This window comes from Mycolicibacterium sp. P4_G11, assembly GCF_056555145.1.
Window position 1 is genome coordinate 129,756 of record NZ_JBFUJW010000013.1, and the last position, 16,471, is coordinate 146,226.

15 protein-coding genes are annotated in these 16,471 nt (G+C 67.5%); 9 read left to right on the forward strand and 6 right to left on the reverse strand.

What is annotated here, in order from left to right:
• Positions 1–114 precede the first annotated feature (114 nt).
• The 3 genes from AC1U2B_RS25230 to AC1U2B_RS25240 are packed head-to-tail and all read right to left on the reverse strand — an operon-like array spanning position 115 to position 2,825.
• Complete coding sequence (locus tag AC1U2B_RS25230; protein ID WP_260971948.1) at positions 115–822, reverse strand: TetR/AcrR family transcriptional regulator; 708 nt, start codon at positions 820–822, stop codon at positions 115–117.
• A 3-nt stretch (positions 823–825) separates the two neighbouring features.
• Positions 826–2,406, reverse strand: a complete 1,581-nt coding sequence (locus AC1U2B_RS25235) for a glycoside hydrolase family 13 protein (RefSeq protein WP_480218953.1) — start codon at positions 2,404–2,406, stop codon at positions 826–828.
• Positions 2,406–2,825: a globin gene (locus tag AC1U2B_RS25240; protein ID WP_480218954.1), complete on the reverse strand. Its 420-nt coding sequence runs from the start codon at positions 2,823–2,825 to the stop codon at positions 2,406–2,408. The genes AC1U2B_RS25235 and AC1U2B_RS25240 overlap by 1 nt, the downstream gene beginning before the upstream one ends.
• A gap of 128 nt (positions 2,826–2,953) precedes the next feature.
• On the opposite strand from AC1U2B_RS25240, the gene AC1U2B_RS25245 reads away from it, so the two are divergent.
• From AC1U2B_RS25245 to AC1U2B_RS25255, 3 genes are all read left to right on the forward strand, one after another.
• Positions 2,954–3,604 (forward strand): HNH endonuclease, encoded by a 651-nt coding sequence (locus AC1U2B_RS25245; protein WP_480218955.1) that lies wholly within the window; start codon positions 2,954–2,956, stop codon positions 3,602–3,604.
• A 63-nt stretch (positions 3,605–3,667) separates the two neighbouring features.
• Positions 3,668–3,898, forward strand: a complete 231-nt coding sequence (ctaJ, locus tag AC1U2B_RS25250) for an aa3-type cytochrome oxidase subunit CtaJ (protein WP_029105398.1) — start codon at positions 3,668–3,670, stop codon at positions 3,896–3,898.
• Entirely contained in the window at positions 3,885–4,361 is a 477-nt protein-coding gene (locus tag AC1U2B_RS25255; RefSeq protein ID WP_043984350.1) for a DUF5130 domain-containing protein, read from the forward strand. Before ctaJ ends, AC1U2B_RS25255 begins: the two co-directional genes overlap by 14 nt.
• A 48-nt stretch (positions 4,362–4,409) precedes the next feature.
• Here AC1U2B_RS25255 and AC1U2B_RS25260 read toward each other — a convergent pair whose 3' ends face one another.
• Positions 4,410–5,216 carry an SDR family NAD(P)-dependent oxidoreductase gene (locus AC1U2B_RS25260; protein WP_480218956.1) on the reverse strand — a complete coding sequence of 269 codons (807 nt, stop codon included), beginning with the start codon at positions 5,214–5,216 and terminating at the stop codon, positions 4,410–4,412.
• A gap of 55 nt (positions 5,217–5,271) precedes the next feature.
• Between AC1U2B_RS25260 and AC1U2B_RS25265 the strand changes: the two genes are divergently transcribed.
• The gene (locus AC1U2B_RS25265; RefSeq protein WP_480218957.1) at positions 5,272–5,949 is read left to right on the forward strand and encodes a TetR family transcriptional regulator; all 678 of its coding nucleotides are present in this window, start codon (positions 5,272–5,274) and stop codon (positions 5,947–5,949) included.
• Here the strand turns inward: AC1U2B_RS25265 and AC1U2B_RS25270 are convergent, their stop codons facing one another.
• Positions 5,950–7,179 carry an alkane 1-monooxygenase gene (locus AC1U2B_RS25270; RefSeq protein ID WP_480218958.1) on the reverse strand — a complete coding sequence of 410 codons (1,230 nt, stop codon included), beginning with the start codon at positions 7,177–7,179 and terminating at the stop codon, positions 5,950–5,952.
• Between the two features lie 485 nt (positions 7,180–7,664).
• On the opposite strand from AC1U2B_RS25270, the gene AC1U2B_RS25275 reads away from it, so the two are divergent.
• On the forward strand, positions 7,665–9,287 hold the full coding sequence (locus AC1U2B_RS25275; protein WP_480218959.1) for a GMC oxidoreductase: 1,623 nt from the start codon (positions 7,665–7,667) through the stop codon (positions 9,285–9,287).
• 34 nt (positions 9,288–9,321) lie between these two features.
• Here AC1U2B_RS25275 and pepN read toward each other — a convergent pair whose 3' ends face one another.
• Complete coding sequence (gene pepN, locus AC1U2B_RS25280) at positions 9,322–11,895, reverse strand: aminopeptidase N (protein ID WP_480218960.1); 2,574 nt, start codon at positions 11,893–11,895, stop codon at positions 9,322–9,324.
• Between the two features lie 104 nt (positions 11,896–11,999).
• On the opposite strand from pepN, the gene AC1U2B_RS25285 reads away from it, so the two are divergent.
• From AC1U2B_RS25285 to AC1U2B_RS25300, 4 genes are all read left to right on the forward strand, one after another.
• Positions 12,000–12,620 (forward strand): mycothiol-dependent nitroreductase Rv2466c family protein, encoded by a 621-nt coding sequence (locus tag AC1U2B_RS25285; RefSeq protein WP_043394324.1) that lies wholly within the window; start codon positions 12,000–12,002, stop codon positions 12,618–12,620.
• Between the two features lie 194 nt (positions 12,621–12,814).
• Entirely contained in the window at positions 12,815–15,127 is a 2,313-nt protein-coding gene (locus AC1U2B_RS25290) for an LpqN/LpqT family lipoprotein (protein ID WP_480218961.1), read from the forward strand.
• Positions 15,128–15,172: 45 nt separating this feature from the next.
• Positions 15,173–15,652 (forward strand): ribose-5-phosphate isomerase, encoded by a 480-nt coding sequence (locus AC1U2B_RS25295; protein WP_043394633.1) that lies wholly within the window; start codon positions 15,173–15,175, stop codon positions 15,650–15,652.
• Positions 15,653–15,667: 15 nt separating this feature from the next.
• Positions 15,668–16,462, forward strand: coding sequence for an Fpg/Nei family DNA glycosylase (locus AC1U2B_RS25300; protein WP_480218962.1), 795 nt, complete (start codon positions 15,668–15,670; stop codon positions 16,460–16,462).
• Positions 16,463–16,471: the final 9 nt, after the last annotated feature.

Consider the following 16,471-nt stretch of genomic DNA (forward strand, 5'->3'; position numbering starts at 1 on the left):
GTACCGCGAGTTCTAGTAGTTCGAAGTTACGACGGCATGCGCTATTGCGCAAGGGTTTTGGATAATGACGTTTTCTGAGCTGCCTGGGTGCAGGTCAGGACGACCGGTAACGGTTCAGTCGGCGGTGCCGAACAACGCCATCTGCTCGTCGGGTGCGATGACGACGCCGCGGGCAGTGGCGGCCGCCGACACCGCACCCCAGATCACGGGGGTCAGCTGCGCGATGAGTTCGTCTTTGCTGATCGTCGGCTCGTTGAGCCACCGCAGCACACCGAGGGCCACCGCGCCGAGGATCGCGTCGGCCGTGTATTCCAGGTGGTCGGCGTCGCCGCCGTGCATGCGCAGCATCGCGGCGAGGACTTCGGTCATGGCGCTGGACAGATTGCGGCCGTTCTCCAGCAGCTTGGTCCGGGAATGGTCGTCGCTGAAATGAGAACCGACGACGAATCGAAAGAGGTTGGGCCGCTCGTCCACCAGATCGATGTAGCCGGCCAGCGCAGAACGCACGAGCTCCAGTGCCGTCGCGGTGACGTGGAAGCACGGAATGACGCGCTGCACGATCAGCTCCTGCATGCGGTCACCGACGGCGGCGAACAACGTCTCCTTGTCGGTGAAGAAGCGGTACAGCTTCGGTCGTGGCACGCCGGCGGTTTTCACCACGTCGTCGATCGACAAGTCGGGCCCGTATTCGTCGATTGCCCGAAGGGTGGCCTCGATCAGCTCCTCCCGCACCGTCGCGCGGTGCGCCCGCCACCGGTCGGCGCGCGCGTCACCGGTCGGTGCGGACAATCGCACCGCAACACGGGTCGCGTCGACGGGCATGGGCTAATCGTAAGTCAGCCAGGCGGCGGTGGCGGGTGGCATTCGGCCGCCGGGTAGCGGCCCACTCGCGAGCACCACCTGGCCGGCGGGTAGGTCGACCGTGGTGCTGCCCGCATTCAGCAGGCAGACCAGGCCGTCCTCGCACTGGAATGCCAACAGGTCCGGTGCGGTCGGTAGCCACCGCACCGAACGGCCCAAAACCGTTCGGTCCCGGCGCAATTCGATGGCCCGCCGGAACAACGACAACGTCGACTCCGGGTCTGTGCACTGCGCGTCAACCGTCAACGGTCCCCAACCCGCGGGCATCGGCAACCAGGTATCCGCGGCAGACGAGAATCCGTACGGCGCGGTGTCGCCGGACCAGGGCAGGGGCACCCGGCAGCCGTCGCGGCCCCGTTCGGTGTGGCCGGAACGCTCCCAGACCGGGTCCTGCAGGACGTCGTCGGGCAGGTCGACGTTGGGTAGTCCGAGTTCTTCGCCGTTGTAGACGAATACCGCGCCGGGCAGCGCCAACATCACCAGCGCCATCGCGCGGGCCCGGGAAAGTCCCTGTGCGCCATCGCCGTAACGGCTCACCTCGCGTTCGACGTCGTGGTTGGACAGCGTCCAGGTGGGCGGCGAGTCGGCCAGCTCGGCGGCGGCCAGGGAATTCTCGATCGCCTCACGGACGGCGTGCGCGGTGAAATCGGCTCGTACCAAACGGAAATTGAAACCCAGATGCAGTTCGTCGGGACGCAGGTACTTCGCGAAATCGGCGTTGTCGAACACCCAGACCTCGCCCACGGTGGCCGCGTCGGGATAGTCGTCGAGCACCGTCCGGATGTCGCGGTGAATGGCGTGCACGCCGTCGTTGTTGAAGCGCGGATCGTTCGACTCGGACGTCAGCATGGCGGTGTCGGATTCCGCGGCGCGATCGGCCATGTCCGGCAGATCGGCCGGTTTCGCCATCCCGTGCGCCACGTCGATCCGGAAGCCGGCGACGCCGCGGTCCAGCCAGAACCGCAGCGTCCGTTCCAGATCCGCCGAGATCTCCGGGTTGTCCCAATTCAGGTCCGGCTGCGCGGCGTCGAACAGGTGCAGGTACCACTGGCCGGGCCGGCCGTCGGCCGCGGAAACCCGGGTCCACGCCGGACCGCCGAACACCGATGTCCAATTGTTGGGCGGCAGATCGCCGCTGCGCCCGCGGCCGTCCCGGAAGTGATAGCGGGACCGCTCCGGACTGCCCGGACCCGCGGCCAGGGCCGCCTGGAACCACGGATGCGCGGAGCTGGTGTGGTTCGGGACCAGGTCCATCGTGACCTTGATGTCCACGGCCCGCGCGGCGGCGATCAACCGATCGAGCGCCGCCATCCCGCCGAACAGCGGATCGACGTCGCGCGGGTCGGCGACGTCGTACCCGTGATCGACCATGGGGGAGACCATCACCGGGTTGAGCCACAGCGCGTCGACGCCGAGCGACCGCAGATAGTCCAGGTGCGCCGTCACGCCATCGAGATCGCCGACGCCGTCACCGTCGCTGTCGGCGAACGATCGCGGGTAGAGCTGATAGAAGACCGCGCGTGACCACCACCGCGGTGCTGTCATCAGAACGCCGAGTTGACCATGTGCTGGGCGGCCATGTCGAAGTAGTCGAGCAGTGCCTGCCGGTGCGCGGCATCGATGGTCTCGGCGTCGATCGAGGCGAGCGCGGTGTGCATGCACCGCAGCCAGGCGTCGCGCTCGAGGAAACCGATCCGGAACGGGGCGTGCCGCATCCGCAGCCGGGGATGGCCGCGTTCCTGACCGTAGGTGCGGGGACCGCCCCAGTACTGCTCGAGGAACATCCGCAGCCGGTGTTCGGCGCCGTCGAGGTCATCCTCCGGATACAGCGGGCGCAGGATCTCGTCGTCGCGGACCAGTTGGTAGAACCGCGACACGAGGAGTTGGAAGGTCTGAGCTCCACCGACTTCGTCGTAGAACGACCGTTGCGCTTCGTCGTTGAACGACGGTTGGACATCAGTCACGGTTCCATTGTCTACCAGCCTGCAGCGGCGCTTCCGTCACCCGAAGTTCACCGGATCGCCCAGCTAACACGCCGGAATTCTCGTGCGATCTCTGCCGATCCATGGTGGACTGTCAACACGGAGGACGTATGTCGCAACGGAGAAAGGTCCGCGGCCACAGACTTCACAGCGCCGCGGTGGGTTCGCCTGTGCCGAGCACAGCACTGTCATCACCCCTGCACGCAGTCGAATCAAGTCCCTCTGAGGGATCAGTCGGCTCGCTCTGGGGCCGCCGCCGTGTCCTGCTGCTGAACTCGACCTACGAACCGTTGACCGCGCTGCCCATGCGTCGCGCCGTGATCATGGTGCTGTGCGGCAAAGCCGACGTGGTGCACGACGATCCGACGGGTCCTGTCATACATTCGGCGACCCGTGCGGTCGCCGTTCCGTCGGTAATCCGGCTGCGTAGTTATGTGCGGGTCCCGTATCGGGCCCGCATTCCCATGACCAGGGCCGCGCTGATGCACCGGGACCGGTTTCGTTGCGCGTACTGCGGCGGCAAGGCCGACACCGTCGACCATGTCGTGCCACGCAGCCGCGGCGGCGAGCACTCGTGGGAGAACTGCGTCGCGGCCTGTGGTCCGTGTAATCACCGCAAGGCGGACCGGCTGCTGACCGAACTCGGCTGGACGCTGCATGCGGCGCCGCTGCCGCCCAAGGGGCAGCACTGGCGGCTGCTGTCGGCGGTCAAAGAACTCGATCCGGCCTGGGTGCGCTACCTCGGCGAAGGTGCCGCCTGAAATCCGGCGGCGGAATGCCCCTGTCCTCAGCGTGAGCTGGTTGCGTACTGATACGGTTTGCGCGTGAGCATTGCACTTACTCATTCGCTGCTCGGTGGGGTGCCGTTGGCGCTGCTGCTGGTGCTTGGCGCGCTGTTCTTGTTGCGCAAGAGTCCGCACCCGGACACCTACAAGATGACCGACAAGTGGACCCACGCGCCGATCCTGTGGGCGGCCGAGGAACCCGCGGATCACGGCCACGGTGGCCATGACTCGCACCTGACTGTGGGAGGTGGCGCAAGTGGCAAGTGGTAGCCAGACCGAGGTCGCAAACATCGATCCGGCCAACCTGCCGTACGGCTACGCCGTCACGTACAGCGGCCGCATCTCCGGCGTCACCGAACCCGGTGAGCTGTCGGTGCACTACCCGTTCCCGGTCAAGGACCTGGTGTTCCTCGACGACGCCCTGAAGTACGGTTCGCGCGCTGCCGGCGCCCGATTCGCCGTCTACATCGGCGACCTGGGTGCGGACACCGCCGCCACCGCACGTGAGGTGCTGGCCACCGTGCCGACGCCGAACAACGCGGTGCTGCTGGCTGTTTCGCCGAACCAGAAGGCCATCGAGGTCGTCTACGGCTCCGAGGTCCGCGGTCGCGGTATCGAAGAGGCCGCTCCGCTGGGAGTGTCCGCGGCGGCCGCGTCGTTCAAGCAGGGCAACCTGATGGACGGCCTGATCAGCGCGGTCCGCGTGCTGAGCGCCGGCGTCTCGCCCGCCTGATTTCATTCACTCTGCCGGGTGCGAACCAATGGTTCGCACCCGAAGCGCTCAATTGGATCGGGCCGCAGCGAGTTCCGGACGGACGGAGCGTTCGGCCAGTCCGATGGCCCATCTGATGGGGAGGCGGCCGGCGATGCGTGCCAGCAAGGCGTTTGTCGCACCGTCGACGATGTCGGAATGGTCGGACTCGAGTGCACGAAGAGTGGCGCTGACGACTTGCTCTGGCGTACGCCGGGAGCCGAAAGACGCGTCATCGCCGGCGACTTCGAAGAACTCGGTGTCGGTTGCACCCGGACTCACGGCCAACACCCGGACGCCGGTGCCGCGGGACTCGGACCACAAGGCGCGGGTGAAGGAGAGTACATACGCTTTTGTCGCGGCATATACCGCCATGTGAGGTACCGGCTGAAATGCGGCGGTACTCGCCACGTTGACCACGGCTCCCCGCCCGCGAGTGACCATGCCCGGTAACAAGATTGCTGTGAGCTCGGTCAATGCCGTGACGTTCACCGCGATCTGATTCGAGATCGCCCCGAGGCCGGCGTCGGCCAGGTCGCCATGGATTCCGAGGCCGGCGTTGTTGACCAGCGCGTCGACGACGATCGAACGCTGGGTGAGCACGTCCGCGATGCGTGACGCTGCGCCCGGGGTGCTGAGGTCCGCGGCGATGACTTCCACGCTGGTGCCGAACCGCTCGCGCAGCTCGTCAGCCAGTGTCTGCAGGAGCACCTCCCGGCGAGCGATCAAGACCAGGTCGCCACCGTCCGCGGCGATACGTGCCGCGAACGCGCGCCCGATACCCGACGACGCCCCGGTGACCAGCACCCGCTGTCGGTTGAAATATGCGCTCACCATTGTCTCCTTAATTAAACCGACCCGTTCGTCTAATTAATAGACCTATACTGGGCCGATGGCAACACCACCTCGCAGCGCGCCGGCTCGTCGACCCGTCGGCCGGCCGGCCGGCCCGACCGAGCAGGGCGCTACGTCCCGCCAGCGAATCCTCGACGCAGCCGCCACTGTGTTCGCGCAGCTGGGCTACGACCGCGCGCGGATGGCGGATGTCGTCGAAACGAGCGGAATGACCAAGGGCTCGGTCTACTTTCATTTCGAGAACAAGGAAGCATTGGCCGTCGCCGTGCTCACCGAGAAGCACGCGCAATGGCTCGATCGAGTGCAGGCGCGGCTGGCGTCTGTGCCCGCCGGACGCGGACGACTCGAGGAGCTGCTACCTGCCATGCTGGAACTGCACCGCGCCGACCCGGATGCCTGGGTCATCTCGCGCCTCACGCAGAACCTCGCCGAGATGCCCGAGACCCGCACCCTCGCGACGGAACTGACCCGCAGTTGGATCGACACTGTGGCCAACATCATCCGCGACGGCCAGTCCAGCAGCGACATGGACGTCACCGTCGACCCGGAGCTCCTCGCCACCGTCCTCGTCGGTGCCTTCGACGGCTTGAAGACAACGGTCGAGATGGTCAGCGACGATCGACGTGCCGCCGATGCTCAACTCGAAGCGGGCGGCGCTCTCCTGCTGACGATGATGCGGTCGGTAGTCCCGAACCGCCGAGCCTTGGCGGACTGACTATCCCTGCGCGGCGGCGGGGTAGCGCTTGCGCAGGCGGGCTTCGTATCCCGGCTGCAGCGCGGTGAGGCTGATGTCGCCGTCGTAGTGCGCCAGCACGCGCGGGTCCATCACCCGACGCCACAGTGGCGGGCAGATGGCCAGCAGCAGCATGGTGCCGTAACCGCCCGGCAGCTGCGGAGCCTCATCGGCATGGCACAGCGCCTGGTACCGACGCATCGGGTTGGCGTGGTGATCGGAGTGCCGCTGCAGGTGGAACAGGAACACATTGGCGATCACGGTGTTGCTGTTCCAGCTGTGACCGGCGCGCACGCGCTCGTAGCGGCCGTTCGGCAGCTGCTGCCGCCGCAGGCCGTAGTGCTCCAGGTAGTTGACGGTCTCCAGCAGGAAGATGCCGATGACGGCCTGACCGAACAGCCAGGGCAGGACGGTGACGCCGAACCAGGCCACCAGGATGACGAACAGGACGACGGTCATCAGCCAGGCGTTGAGGACCTCGTTGTGCAGCGACCACTTGGACTTACGGACGCGGGCGAGGCGGTCGGACTCCAGCTGCCACGCCGACCGCAGGCTGCCGACGACCGACCGGCCGATGAAGGCGTACAGGCTCTCGCCGAGCCGTGAGCTGGCGGGATCCTCCGGAGTGGCCACCCGCACGTGGTGGCCGCGGTTGTGCTCCACGAAGAAGTGGCCGTAGCAGGTCTGGGCCAGAGCGATCTTGCTGAGCCGGCGCTCGGACATGCCGCGCTTGTGGCCGAGTTCGTGGGCGGCGTTGATCGCGATGCCGCCGACCGTCCCGACCGCGGCCATGAGGCCCAGCTTGTCGACGGGCGACATGGTCACCCAGCCGCCGCCGGCCCAGAGCCAGCACGCGAAGATCAGCGAGAGGTACTGCGCCGGCAGGAACAGGTGGGTGGCGATCCGGTAGAAGGGGTCGTCTTCCAGACGGCGCAGGTCTCCGGGAGTCGTCTCGGCCTCGGGGCCCACGATGTGGTCCAGCAGCGGGACCAAGCCGAACGTCAGCAGCGAGCCGGCCCACCAGAAGGCGTCGATGCCCGTCAGCCACACCAGCAGCCAGGACAGGCCCACCATTCCGGGAGTGATGGGGCCCAACAGCCACAGGTAGCGCTTGGGATCGCGCCATTTCGACTTCGGCGCTTCGGATGCGTCGGGCTCAGCGGGCGCGAGAGGCTGCGACGCCTCCTGGCCCGCGCGCAATGCCGACAACACCCCGTATTCGTACCCGCATTCGGCCGTTTGCGCAAATACACAACGGTTGCCAGCGCCAGTTCTTGTCCGTTTTCTTAGCGTTATCCAGCAAATTGTCTGCAGGGTCAGGGCGCGGGGGCATTCCGCCGAATTGCCCGGCCGCGCTCCCGGCAGTGCGACACCGGTCGTCCGTCCAGCGTCGTCGGCGATAAACTTGCAGGTAGAGTGCCATACACGGATATGGGTGACCTGCGACATACCGGGCGTCGCGCGGGTTGGTCGACGCGCTGGCGGCCGGATCTCGCAGAGCGGCGGAAACCCCGCGGCATCGTGTAATTTTTGTGATGAATCCGTTATTCGGAACGTCGGGAGGCGGCCGGCTTCGGGTTAGCTGGACGGTTAGGCGGAAGGACGATCTTGGCAGTGACGCAGGGCCGGCATCGACACGTCCCGCGCTGCGGCGCGGCCCGTGCCGCCGACGCATGTCCTGTCGAGGCAGGCAACCGATGAGCCCGATCAGCCGGCGCCAGTTTCTCGGCGGTGCGGCGGTGGTGGGCGTCGCGGGTGTGGCCGGTGTGGGCGTCCTCGTCGAACGATCGCGCGACCGCACCGAATCCCGGAAGCACTTCTCGGCCATCGTGATCGGCAGCGGCTACGGCGGCGGGGTGTCGGCGCTGCGGCTGGGACAGGCCGGCGTCGAGACGCTGGTCATCGAACAGGGCCGGCTGTGGGACAAGCCCGACGACGACGGCAAGCGGTTCTCCAAGATGCTGCCCGCCGACACCCGCGCCGGCTGGTTCACGAAGGTGCCGCCGAGCCTGGTCACCTCCTTCGGTGGCTTCACCGTGGAGCAGGTGGCGGAGCACGCGCCGTCGCCCCAGCCGATCCAGGCCGGCATCTGCCAGAAGGTGACGCACGGTGCCCACGACGTCTTCCGGGGTTTGGCGGTCGGTGGCGGCTCGATGATCAATGCGGGCATCGCTGCCATCCCGACGCCGCGCCAGGTCGCCAAGGCGTTCCCCGACATCGGCGGCGACGAGTTCCTGCGCACCTATGTCGAACGCGCCAAGTCCGCGCTGAAGATCAGTTACCGCGACATGCCCTGGTTCGAGCAGACCCCGTGCTTCCAATACGCCCGCGTCGGCCGCAAGTACGCGGCGGCGGCCGGCTACAAGGTTGACTACAACGGCAGCTCCTACTCCTTCGACTATCTGGTCAAGGAAGCGGCCGGACAGGTGCCGCAGTCCTCGCTGGCGTTCGAGCAGCAGTTCGGCAGCAACTACGGCCGGTTCGGCAGCGTCGACCAGACCTACATCGCTGAAGCGCTCAAGACGGGCCACGTCACGCTGCGCCCGCTGACCGAGGTCACCTCGATCCGTCAGGAGCGTTCGGGTGAGTTCGTGGTGTCTACCCGCGAGATCGACCGCTGGGGCAAGGAGCTGTCCAAGACCGAATTCGGTTGTGACCAGCTGTATCTCGCGGCCGGCGTGCTCGGCACCACCAAGTTGCTGCTGAAGGCGCGGGAGACCGGCGACCTGGCCCGGCTCAACGATCAGGTCGGCAAGGGCTACGGCAACAACGGTGACCTGATGGTCGGACACAACCTGGCCAAGAGCGATCCGGCAGGCACCACGCAATCCCTGATGGGCATGATCAACATCGACGGCCGCGACGACCCGGACAACCCGGTGTACGCCAGCATGTTCTCCATGCCGCTACCGGTCGAGACCTACCTGCTCGGCTACTACGTCATGGTCGACACCGGCGACCGGGCCGACATCACCTACGACCGCCAGTCCGACACCGCGACCATCCAGTGGACCGACGCCTTCGCCGCGAACAACGAGGCCAGGGCCAGGCAGGTGTTCGACAAGATCGTGCGGGCCAACCGCGTCGACTACCGCAATGACCTGTTCAGCGGAAAAGTGTTCGCGCCCAACACTGTCCACCCGCTGGGCGGCTGTGTGCGGGGCAAGGCCACCGACGCCTTCGGGCGGGTGAACGGCCACCGCAACCTGTTCGTCAACGATGCCTCACTCATGCCCGGGCACCTCGGTTGCAACCCGTACATGACCATCACCGCGCTCGCGGAGCGCAACATCGAAGGCATCCTGCAGGGCCGCACCTGACCTGTGTCGGCCAGGTGCGGCTCCCGCAGTCGCGTCAGCTGATGTCGAAGGCCCGCGCGCGCAGCGAACGCTCCACTCCCGCACGGCCTTCCACGACCAGGCGGCGCAGGGCCGGCGGCAGCTCCGGGTCGGAGAGGAACCGGTCGGCGGCATCGAGACCGGCCTGGCTGATGTCCCACGCCGGGTACAGGCCGATGACGACGGTCTGGGCCACCTCGCTCGAGCGCCGCTCCCACACCCCGGAGATCGCCGCGAAGTACTGGTCCCGGAATGGTGCCAGCAGCTCGGTCTGCCCGGGCTGGACCAGGCCGCCGACGATGGCGCGCGTGGTGATGTTCGCCAGCGTGTCGTCCTCGATGACCTGCTGCCACGCAGCCTCTTTCACCGCTGCCTGCGGGCGGGCGGCGGTCGCGGCAGCGGCGTTGCGCTGACCGGCCGCCGTGGGATCCTGCTGGGCCTCGGTGTCGATGAACGGCGTCGCCACGCCGTCTGCGTCGATGACGCCCGCGCGGGCCAGTGCGGTGACGATGCGCCACCGCAGATCGGTGTCGATCACCAGGCCCGCCATGTTCACCGCGGCGGGCTCGTTGTCCAGCAGTGTCGACAGCACCGCGATGTGGTTCGGTGCCAGCACCGACGTGCACAACGCGTTGATGTACGCCAGCTGGTGGTCCGATCCCGGCGACGAGTCCCGCGCCAGGTCCAGCAACGCGTCGCCGAAAGCGGCCCAACCGATTTCGGCCGCCCATGCGGGATCGGCGTAGGAGGTGAGGGCGGTCTGTGCCTGCAGCACCAGCCGCTGGGCGACGCCCACCTCGGTCTCGGCGTGCAGGCCACTCATGACCAGTGCGACGAACTCGCGGGCCTTCATCTCGGCCTCGCGCGTCATCTCCCACGCCGCCGACCAGGCCAGGGTGCGGGGGAGCGGGTCCTCGATGTCGGCGATCCGGCTCAGCACCGTCTGCAGCGACGCGGGATCGAGCCGCATCGAGCAGTAGGTCAGGTCGTCGTCGTTGACCAGGATCAACTTGCTGCGCGAAAGACCCACCAGGGCAGGGACATCCGTCACCGGACCCTCGACGTCGAGTTCCTCGCGGTGTACCCGGACCAGCTTGCCGGAGCCGTCGTCGTCGTACAGCCCGACGGCCAGCCGGTGCACGCGGGTCTCACCGGCCCCGGGTGCCGCACCGCTCTGGGTGATGGCGAACCGGGTGAACGCGCCGGCACCGTCGACGTCGAAGTCGGCCCGCAGCGTGTTCAGGCCCGTGGTCTTGAGCCACTGCTGGCCCCAGTCCGACAGGTCCCGGCCCGACGACTTCTCCAGTGCGCCAAGCAGATCGGCGAACGTGGCGTTGTCGTAGGCGTGGTCGCGGAAGTAGTCGCGCAGGCCGGACAGGAACGGCTCCAGCCCGACGTAGGCCACCAGCTGCTTGAGCACACTGGCGCCCTTGGCGTAGGTGATGCCGTCGAAGTTCACCTCGACTGCCGCCAGGTCGGGGATGTCGGCGGCCACCGGGTGGGTGGACGGCAGCTGGTCCTGCCGGTAGGCCCAGGACTTCTCCACGTTCGCGAAGGTGGTCCAGGCCTGCTTGTACTCGGTGGCCTCGGCCTGGCACAGCACCGAGGCGAACGTGGCGAAGGATTCGTTGAGCCACAGGTCATCCCACCAGCGCATGGTGACCAGGTCACCGAACCACATGTGGGCCATCTCGTGCAGCACGGTCTCCGCGCGGCGTTCGTACGAGTAGCGCGTGACCTTGGACCGGAAGACGTAGTCCTCCAGGAACGTGACCGCGCCCGCGTTCTCCATGGCGCCGGCGTTGAATTCCGGCACGAACAGCTGGTCGTACTTGCCGAACGCGTACGGCGTGCCGAAGTTGTTGTGGTAGAAGGAGAATCCCTGCTTGGTCTCGGTGAACAGCCGATCGGCGTCCATGTACTCGGCCAGCGACGCGCGGCAGAAGATGCCCAGCGGAATGTCGCCGTGCTCGTCGCTGTAGACGTCGTCCCACCGGGCGTAGGGGCCGGCGATCAACGCAGCCAGGTACGTGCTCATCTTCGGGGTGGTCACGAAGGTGTGCTTGCCGCCTTCGGCATTGACCGTCGCGCCGTTCGAGATCACCTGCCAGTGCGCAGGTGCGGTCACCGCCACGTCGAAGGTGGCCTTGAGGTCCGGCTGGTCGAAGCAGGCGAACATCCGCTTGGCGTCGGCGGTTTCGAACTGCGAGTAGAGGTAGACCTCACCGTCGACGGGGTCGACGAAGCGGTGCAGCCCCTCGCCGGTGTTGGAGTAGCGGCAGTCCGCGTCGACGACGACGACGTTCTGCTCGGCCAGCCCGGCCAGCTGCACGCCCGTTGATTCGTCGTACGCGGACACGTCGATGGGCAGCCCGTTGAGGGTCGCGCTGCGGAGGGTGTCGGCGGCGATGTCGATGACGGTGTTGGCGCCGGGCAGGGCGCTGAACGTCACCGTGGTCACCGACCGGAAGGTGCGCTCGCCCGGTGCGCCGGCACCGTCGGTGAGGTCAAGATCGATGCGGTAGTTGTCGACGGTCACCAGTGCGGCGCGCTCGGCGGCCTGGTCGCGGGTCAGGTTCGGAAGTGCCACGTCACCAACTTAGGGGACAACTGGTAGCCGTGACCGGGAACATAGGGACGCCGGGCATAGTTGTTCGCAACGGGATCTGTACCGAGCGCAAAAGGAAAAGACGAATGGCCGACTCTGCCGTCACCAAAGATGTCGCGGGATTCTGGTTCGATCCGCTGTGCCCATGGGCCTGGATCACCTCGCGCTGGATCCTCGAGGTCGCGCAGGTCCGGGATGTCGACGTGCAGTTTCACGTCATGAGCCTGGCCGTGCTGAACGAGGGCAGGGACCTGCCCGAGCAGTACCAGGAGATGATGAAGCTGGCATGGGGTCCGGTGCGCGTCGCGATCGCTGCTGAAGAAGCGCTCGGTTCCGACGTGCTGGCGCCCCTGTACACCGCGATGGGCACCCGGATTCACAACCAGGGCAACAAGAACTTCCCCGAGGTAATCGCCGAGTCCCTCGAAGAACTCGGGCTGCCTGCCGAGCTGGCGGAGGCGGCCACCAGCGACAAGTTCGACGAGGCGCTGCGCAAGAGTCACCACGCCGGCATGGACGCCGTCGGCCCCGATGTGGGGACGCCGACCATCCACGTCAATGGCGTCGCCTTCTTCGGTCCGGTGCTGTCGCGTATCCCGCGCGGTGAAGAGGCCGGCAAGCTGTGGGACGCGTCGGTGATTTTCGCGTCCTACCCGCACTTCTGGGAGCTCAAGCGCTCCCGCAACGAGGCTCCCGAATTCGACTGAGCGCAATCGGCCGCTAGTCACGCTCGCCTGGGTCGGCACAGGTAATCTCGTCGGCGTTCCGCAAGGAACGTCTGGACGCCGTTACGGTGGTCAGACACATCCGAAACATGAGCCACAACGATGCAACTGGTGGGGAGCGACGTGCCGACGGACAGTTTCGTCCTTCGACGTGCGGGTTTGAGTAGGATGCGCTGATGTCGCTGGAGACGGGCGCAACCTTCGCCGGGTACACCGTGCGCCGGTTGCTGGGCTCAGGGGGAATGGGCGATGTGTACCTCGTCCAGCACCCCAGGCTGCCCCGCCTCGACGCCATGAAGGTGCTCCGGGAAACCGCCTCCGCCAACGACGAATTCCGCATCCGGTTCGAGCGCGAAGCCAATATCGCCGCGGGCCTGTGGCATCCGCACATCGTCGGCCTGCACGACCGCGGCGAGTTCGAGGGCCGGCTGTGGATCACGATGGACTACGTCGACGGCACCGACGCCGCGCAGCTGGTCAAGTACGAGTACCCGAACGGGCTGCCGCTGGAGCTCGTGGTCGCCATCGTCAAGGCCATGAGCTCGGCCCTGGACTACGCGCACCAGCGTGGGTTGCTGCACCGCGACATCAAGCCGGCCAACATCCTGCTGAGCAACATCGACACCGACGAGCGGCGAATCCTGCTGAGCGACTTCGGCATCGCCCGCCAGATCGGTGAGGTGACTGGCCTGACGTCGGCCAACCTGGCGATCGGCACCGTCTCCTACTCGGCGCCAGAGCAGTTGATGGGCGGCGAGATCGACGGCCGCGCCGACCAGTACGCGCTCGCCGCGACCGCGTACCGGTTGCTCACCGGCCAGACGCCCTACCAGGACACCAACCAGATCGCGGTGATCAGCCAGCACCTCAGTGCGACCCCGCCCAAGGCCAGCGACCTGAAGCCATGGCTGGAGCCGCTGAACGACGTGCTGATCACGGCCATGGGCAAGTCGCCCGATGACCGATTCGATTCCTGTACCAAGTTCGCGCGGGCCTTTGAACGGCAGGCCGAACTGGTCACCGAGTCACCGACGCTGAACCTGCGCACCGCCGAGTTGCGGCTGCCGACGGTCAAGCCGGCCGAGCCCGCGGCGCCGGCCGCCGAGACGCCGTCCGCTCCCGAGGTGACGCCGCCGCCGGTCGAGCCGGTGACGCCGCCGCCGGTCCCGGCCGAGTTCTCGGCACCTCCGGCACCGCCGGTCCCGGTCGCCGAACCCGACCCCGTCGAGGAGCCGGAGCCCGAACCGGTCGCGCCGGAACCTGTTGTGCAGGAGCCCGTCGCGCAGGAGCCCGTTGCGCAGCCCCCGGTTCCGGAGCCACCTGCGCCACCCGTGCCGCAGCCACCGTCCGAGCCGGTCTCGGAGCCGGTCTCGGAGCCGGTCTCGGAGCCGGTCTCGGAGGCGACGCCGACGCCAGAGTCGGTTCGCCCGGAGCCGACACCGCCGCCCACGCCAACAACCGATCCGGTCAGGCTGCCGCCGCCGAAACCGTTTCGGCCGGAACCGGATTCGTCACCGTCGGCCCCGCCGTATCGGCAGCCGCTGCCGACCCCTCCGGGGCCGCCGCCTGTGCCGCCGCAGCGGCTTGTCCGGCCCACTCACGAGACGGTGTCGCCGACAGTGGTGCTGCCGGTCATCCCGGCCGACCCGGCCGCGCACGCCGCGCCCGGCATGGGCCGCCCCGGCGGACCGCCACCGTCGTACTCGCAACTCGCGGCCGACATCGGCAAGACGCAGCCCGGTCGTGGCCAGTCCTCGGGCGGCAAGTCCACCAAGATCTGGGTGATCGGTGGCTCCATCGCCGCCGTCGTGGTCGTGCTGATCGCCGTCGTCCTCTTGAATTCCGGTGGCGACTCGAGTGGGTCTTCGGACGCCTCGGGAACCAGCAGCCAGAGCTCCGGAGTGGACAAGCCGGCGTCGTCGTCGCACAAGCCGACACCGCCGCTGCTGGTCGGTACACCCGGCAACTACCAGACCATCGCCACCTACCTGAAGAGCAACAACATTCCGGAGGCGCTGGTCCACCGCAATGAACCCGGCGCACCGGTGGTGACGATGCCGATGCCCCCGGGCTGGGTCGACGCCGGACCGCAGACGCCGGCTTTCGCGTACGAGTCGATCGTCTACAACGGCCCGAGCGCCGGCGCGTACCGGCCCAGCGCCACGGCGTTGATCTCCCGGCTGGGCCCGAACGCCGATGCCCAGAAGATTCTCGACTTCGCGCCGGGTGAGCTGAACAACCTGCCGGGATTCACCGCCACCGACCCCGGCACACCGGGCACTGTCGACGGCCACAAGTCGTTCCAGATCGCCGGTTCCTGGAATTCCAACGGGGTGACGAAGCTCATCACGCAGAACACCGTCGTCATCCAGGACGGGACCGGGCTGTACGTCATGCAGATCAACATCGACGGCGTCGCCGACCAGGCCGAGATCATCAAGCAGATCACCGAGGCCATCGACCGCGACACGAAGATCGCCTCCGGCTAACCGGCTGATTCTGTCCGGGGCCGCTGTTCTGCCAGAATGTGCGCCATGCGCGTATATCTCGGAGCCGACCACGCCGGATACGAACTCAAGCAGGCCCTGCTCGACCACCTCACCGCCAATGGCCACCAGGCCGTCGACTGCGGTGCCTTCGCCTACGACGCCGAGGACGACTACCCGGCGTTCTGCATCGACGCCGCCAAGCGCACCGTCGACGACCCGGGCAGCCTGGGCATCGTGATCGGCGGCTCGGGCAACGGCGAGCAGATCGCGGCCAACAAGGTGCCGGGTGTGCGCTGTGCGCTGGCCTGGAGCGTCGAGACCGCGCAGCTGGCCCGCGAGCACAACAACGCGCAGGTGATGGGCATCGGTGGCCGTATGCACAGCACCGAGGAAGCCTTCGCCATCGTCGACGCCTTCCTGGCCGCCGAATGGTCGGAGGCCGCGCGGCACCAGCGCCGCATCGACATCCTGGCCGAGTACGAGAAGACGCACGTGGCTCCTGAGGTTCCGGGCGCCGGGGCCTGATCCGAGGCCTGACCCATGCCGGAGGGGCATACCCTGCACCGGTTGGCCCGCCTGCACCAGCAGCGTTTCGGGCGGGCGCCGGTGATGGTCAGCAGTCCGCAGGGCCGGTTCTCCGGTGCCGCGGCAGCCGTCAGCGGCCGGGTGCTGCGTAAGGCCGACGCCTGGGGCAAGCACCTGTTCCACCACTACGACGGTGGCGCGGTGGTGCACGTCCACCTCGGCCTGTACGGCACGTTCACCGAACAGCCGCTGCCGATGACCGCACCCGTCGGGCAGGTGCGCATGCGGATGCTCGGGTCCGAATTCGGCACCGACCTGCGGGGCCCGACCGTCTGCGAGCTGATCGACGAGGGCGGCGTCGACGATGTCGTGGCCCGGCTCGGCGCCGACCCATTGCGTCGCGATGCCGACCCCGGACTCGTCTGGGCGCGAATCAGCAAGTCCCGCAGGTCAATCGGATCGATGCTGATGGACCAGACGGTGATCGCCGGCGTCGGCAACGTGTACCGCAGCGAGCTGCTGTACCGGCACCGGATCGATCCGCACCGGCCGGGCGTGGCGCTGACCGAGTCCGAATTCGCCGACCTGTGGACCGATCTCGTCGCTCTCATGAAGGTCGGTGTGCGTCGCGGCAAGATCGTCGTCGTGCGTCCGGAAGATGACCACGGCGCGCCGTCCTACGCCGCGGACCGGCCGCGCACCTATGTGTACCGGCGGGCGGGGGAGGCGTGCCGCGTGTGCGGCGCCACTATTCGCACCGAGGTGATGGAGGGGCGAAACCTGTTCTGGTGCCCCGATTGTCAGGTGTGACGGACCAGC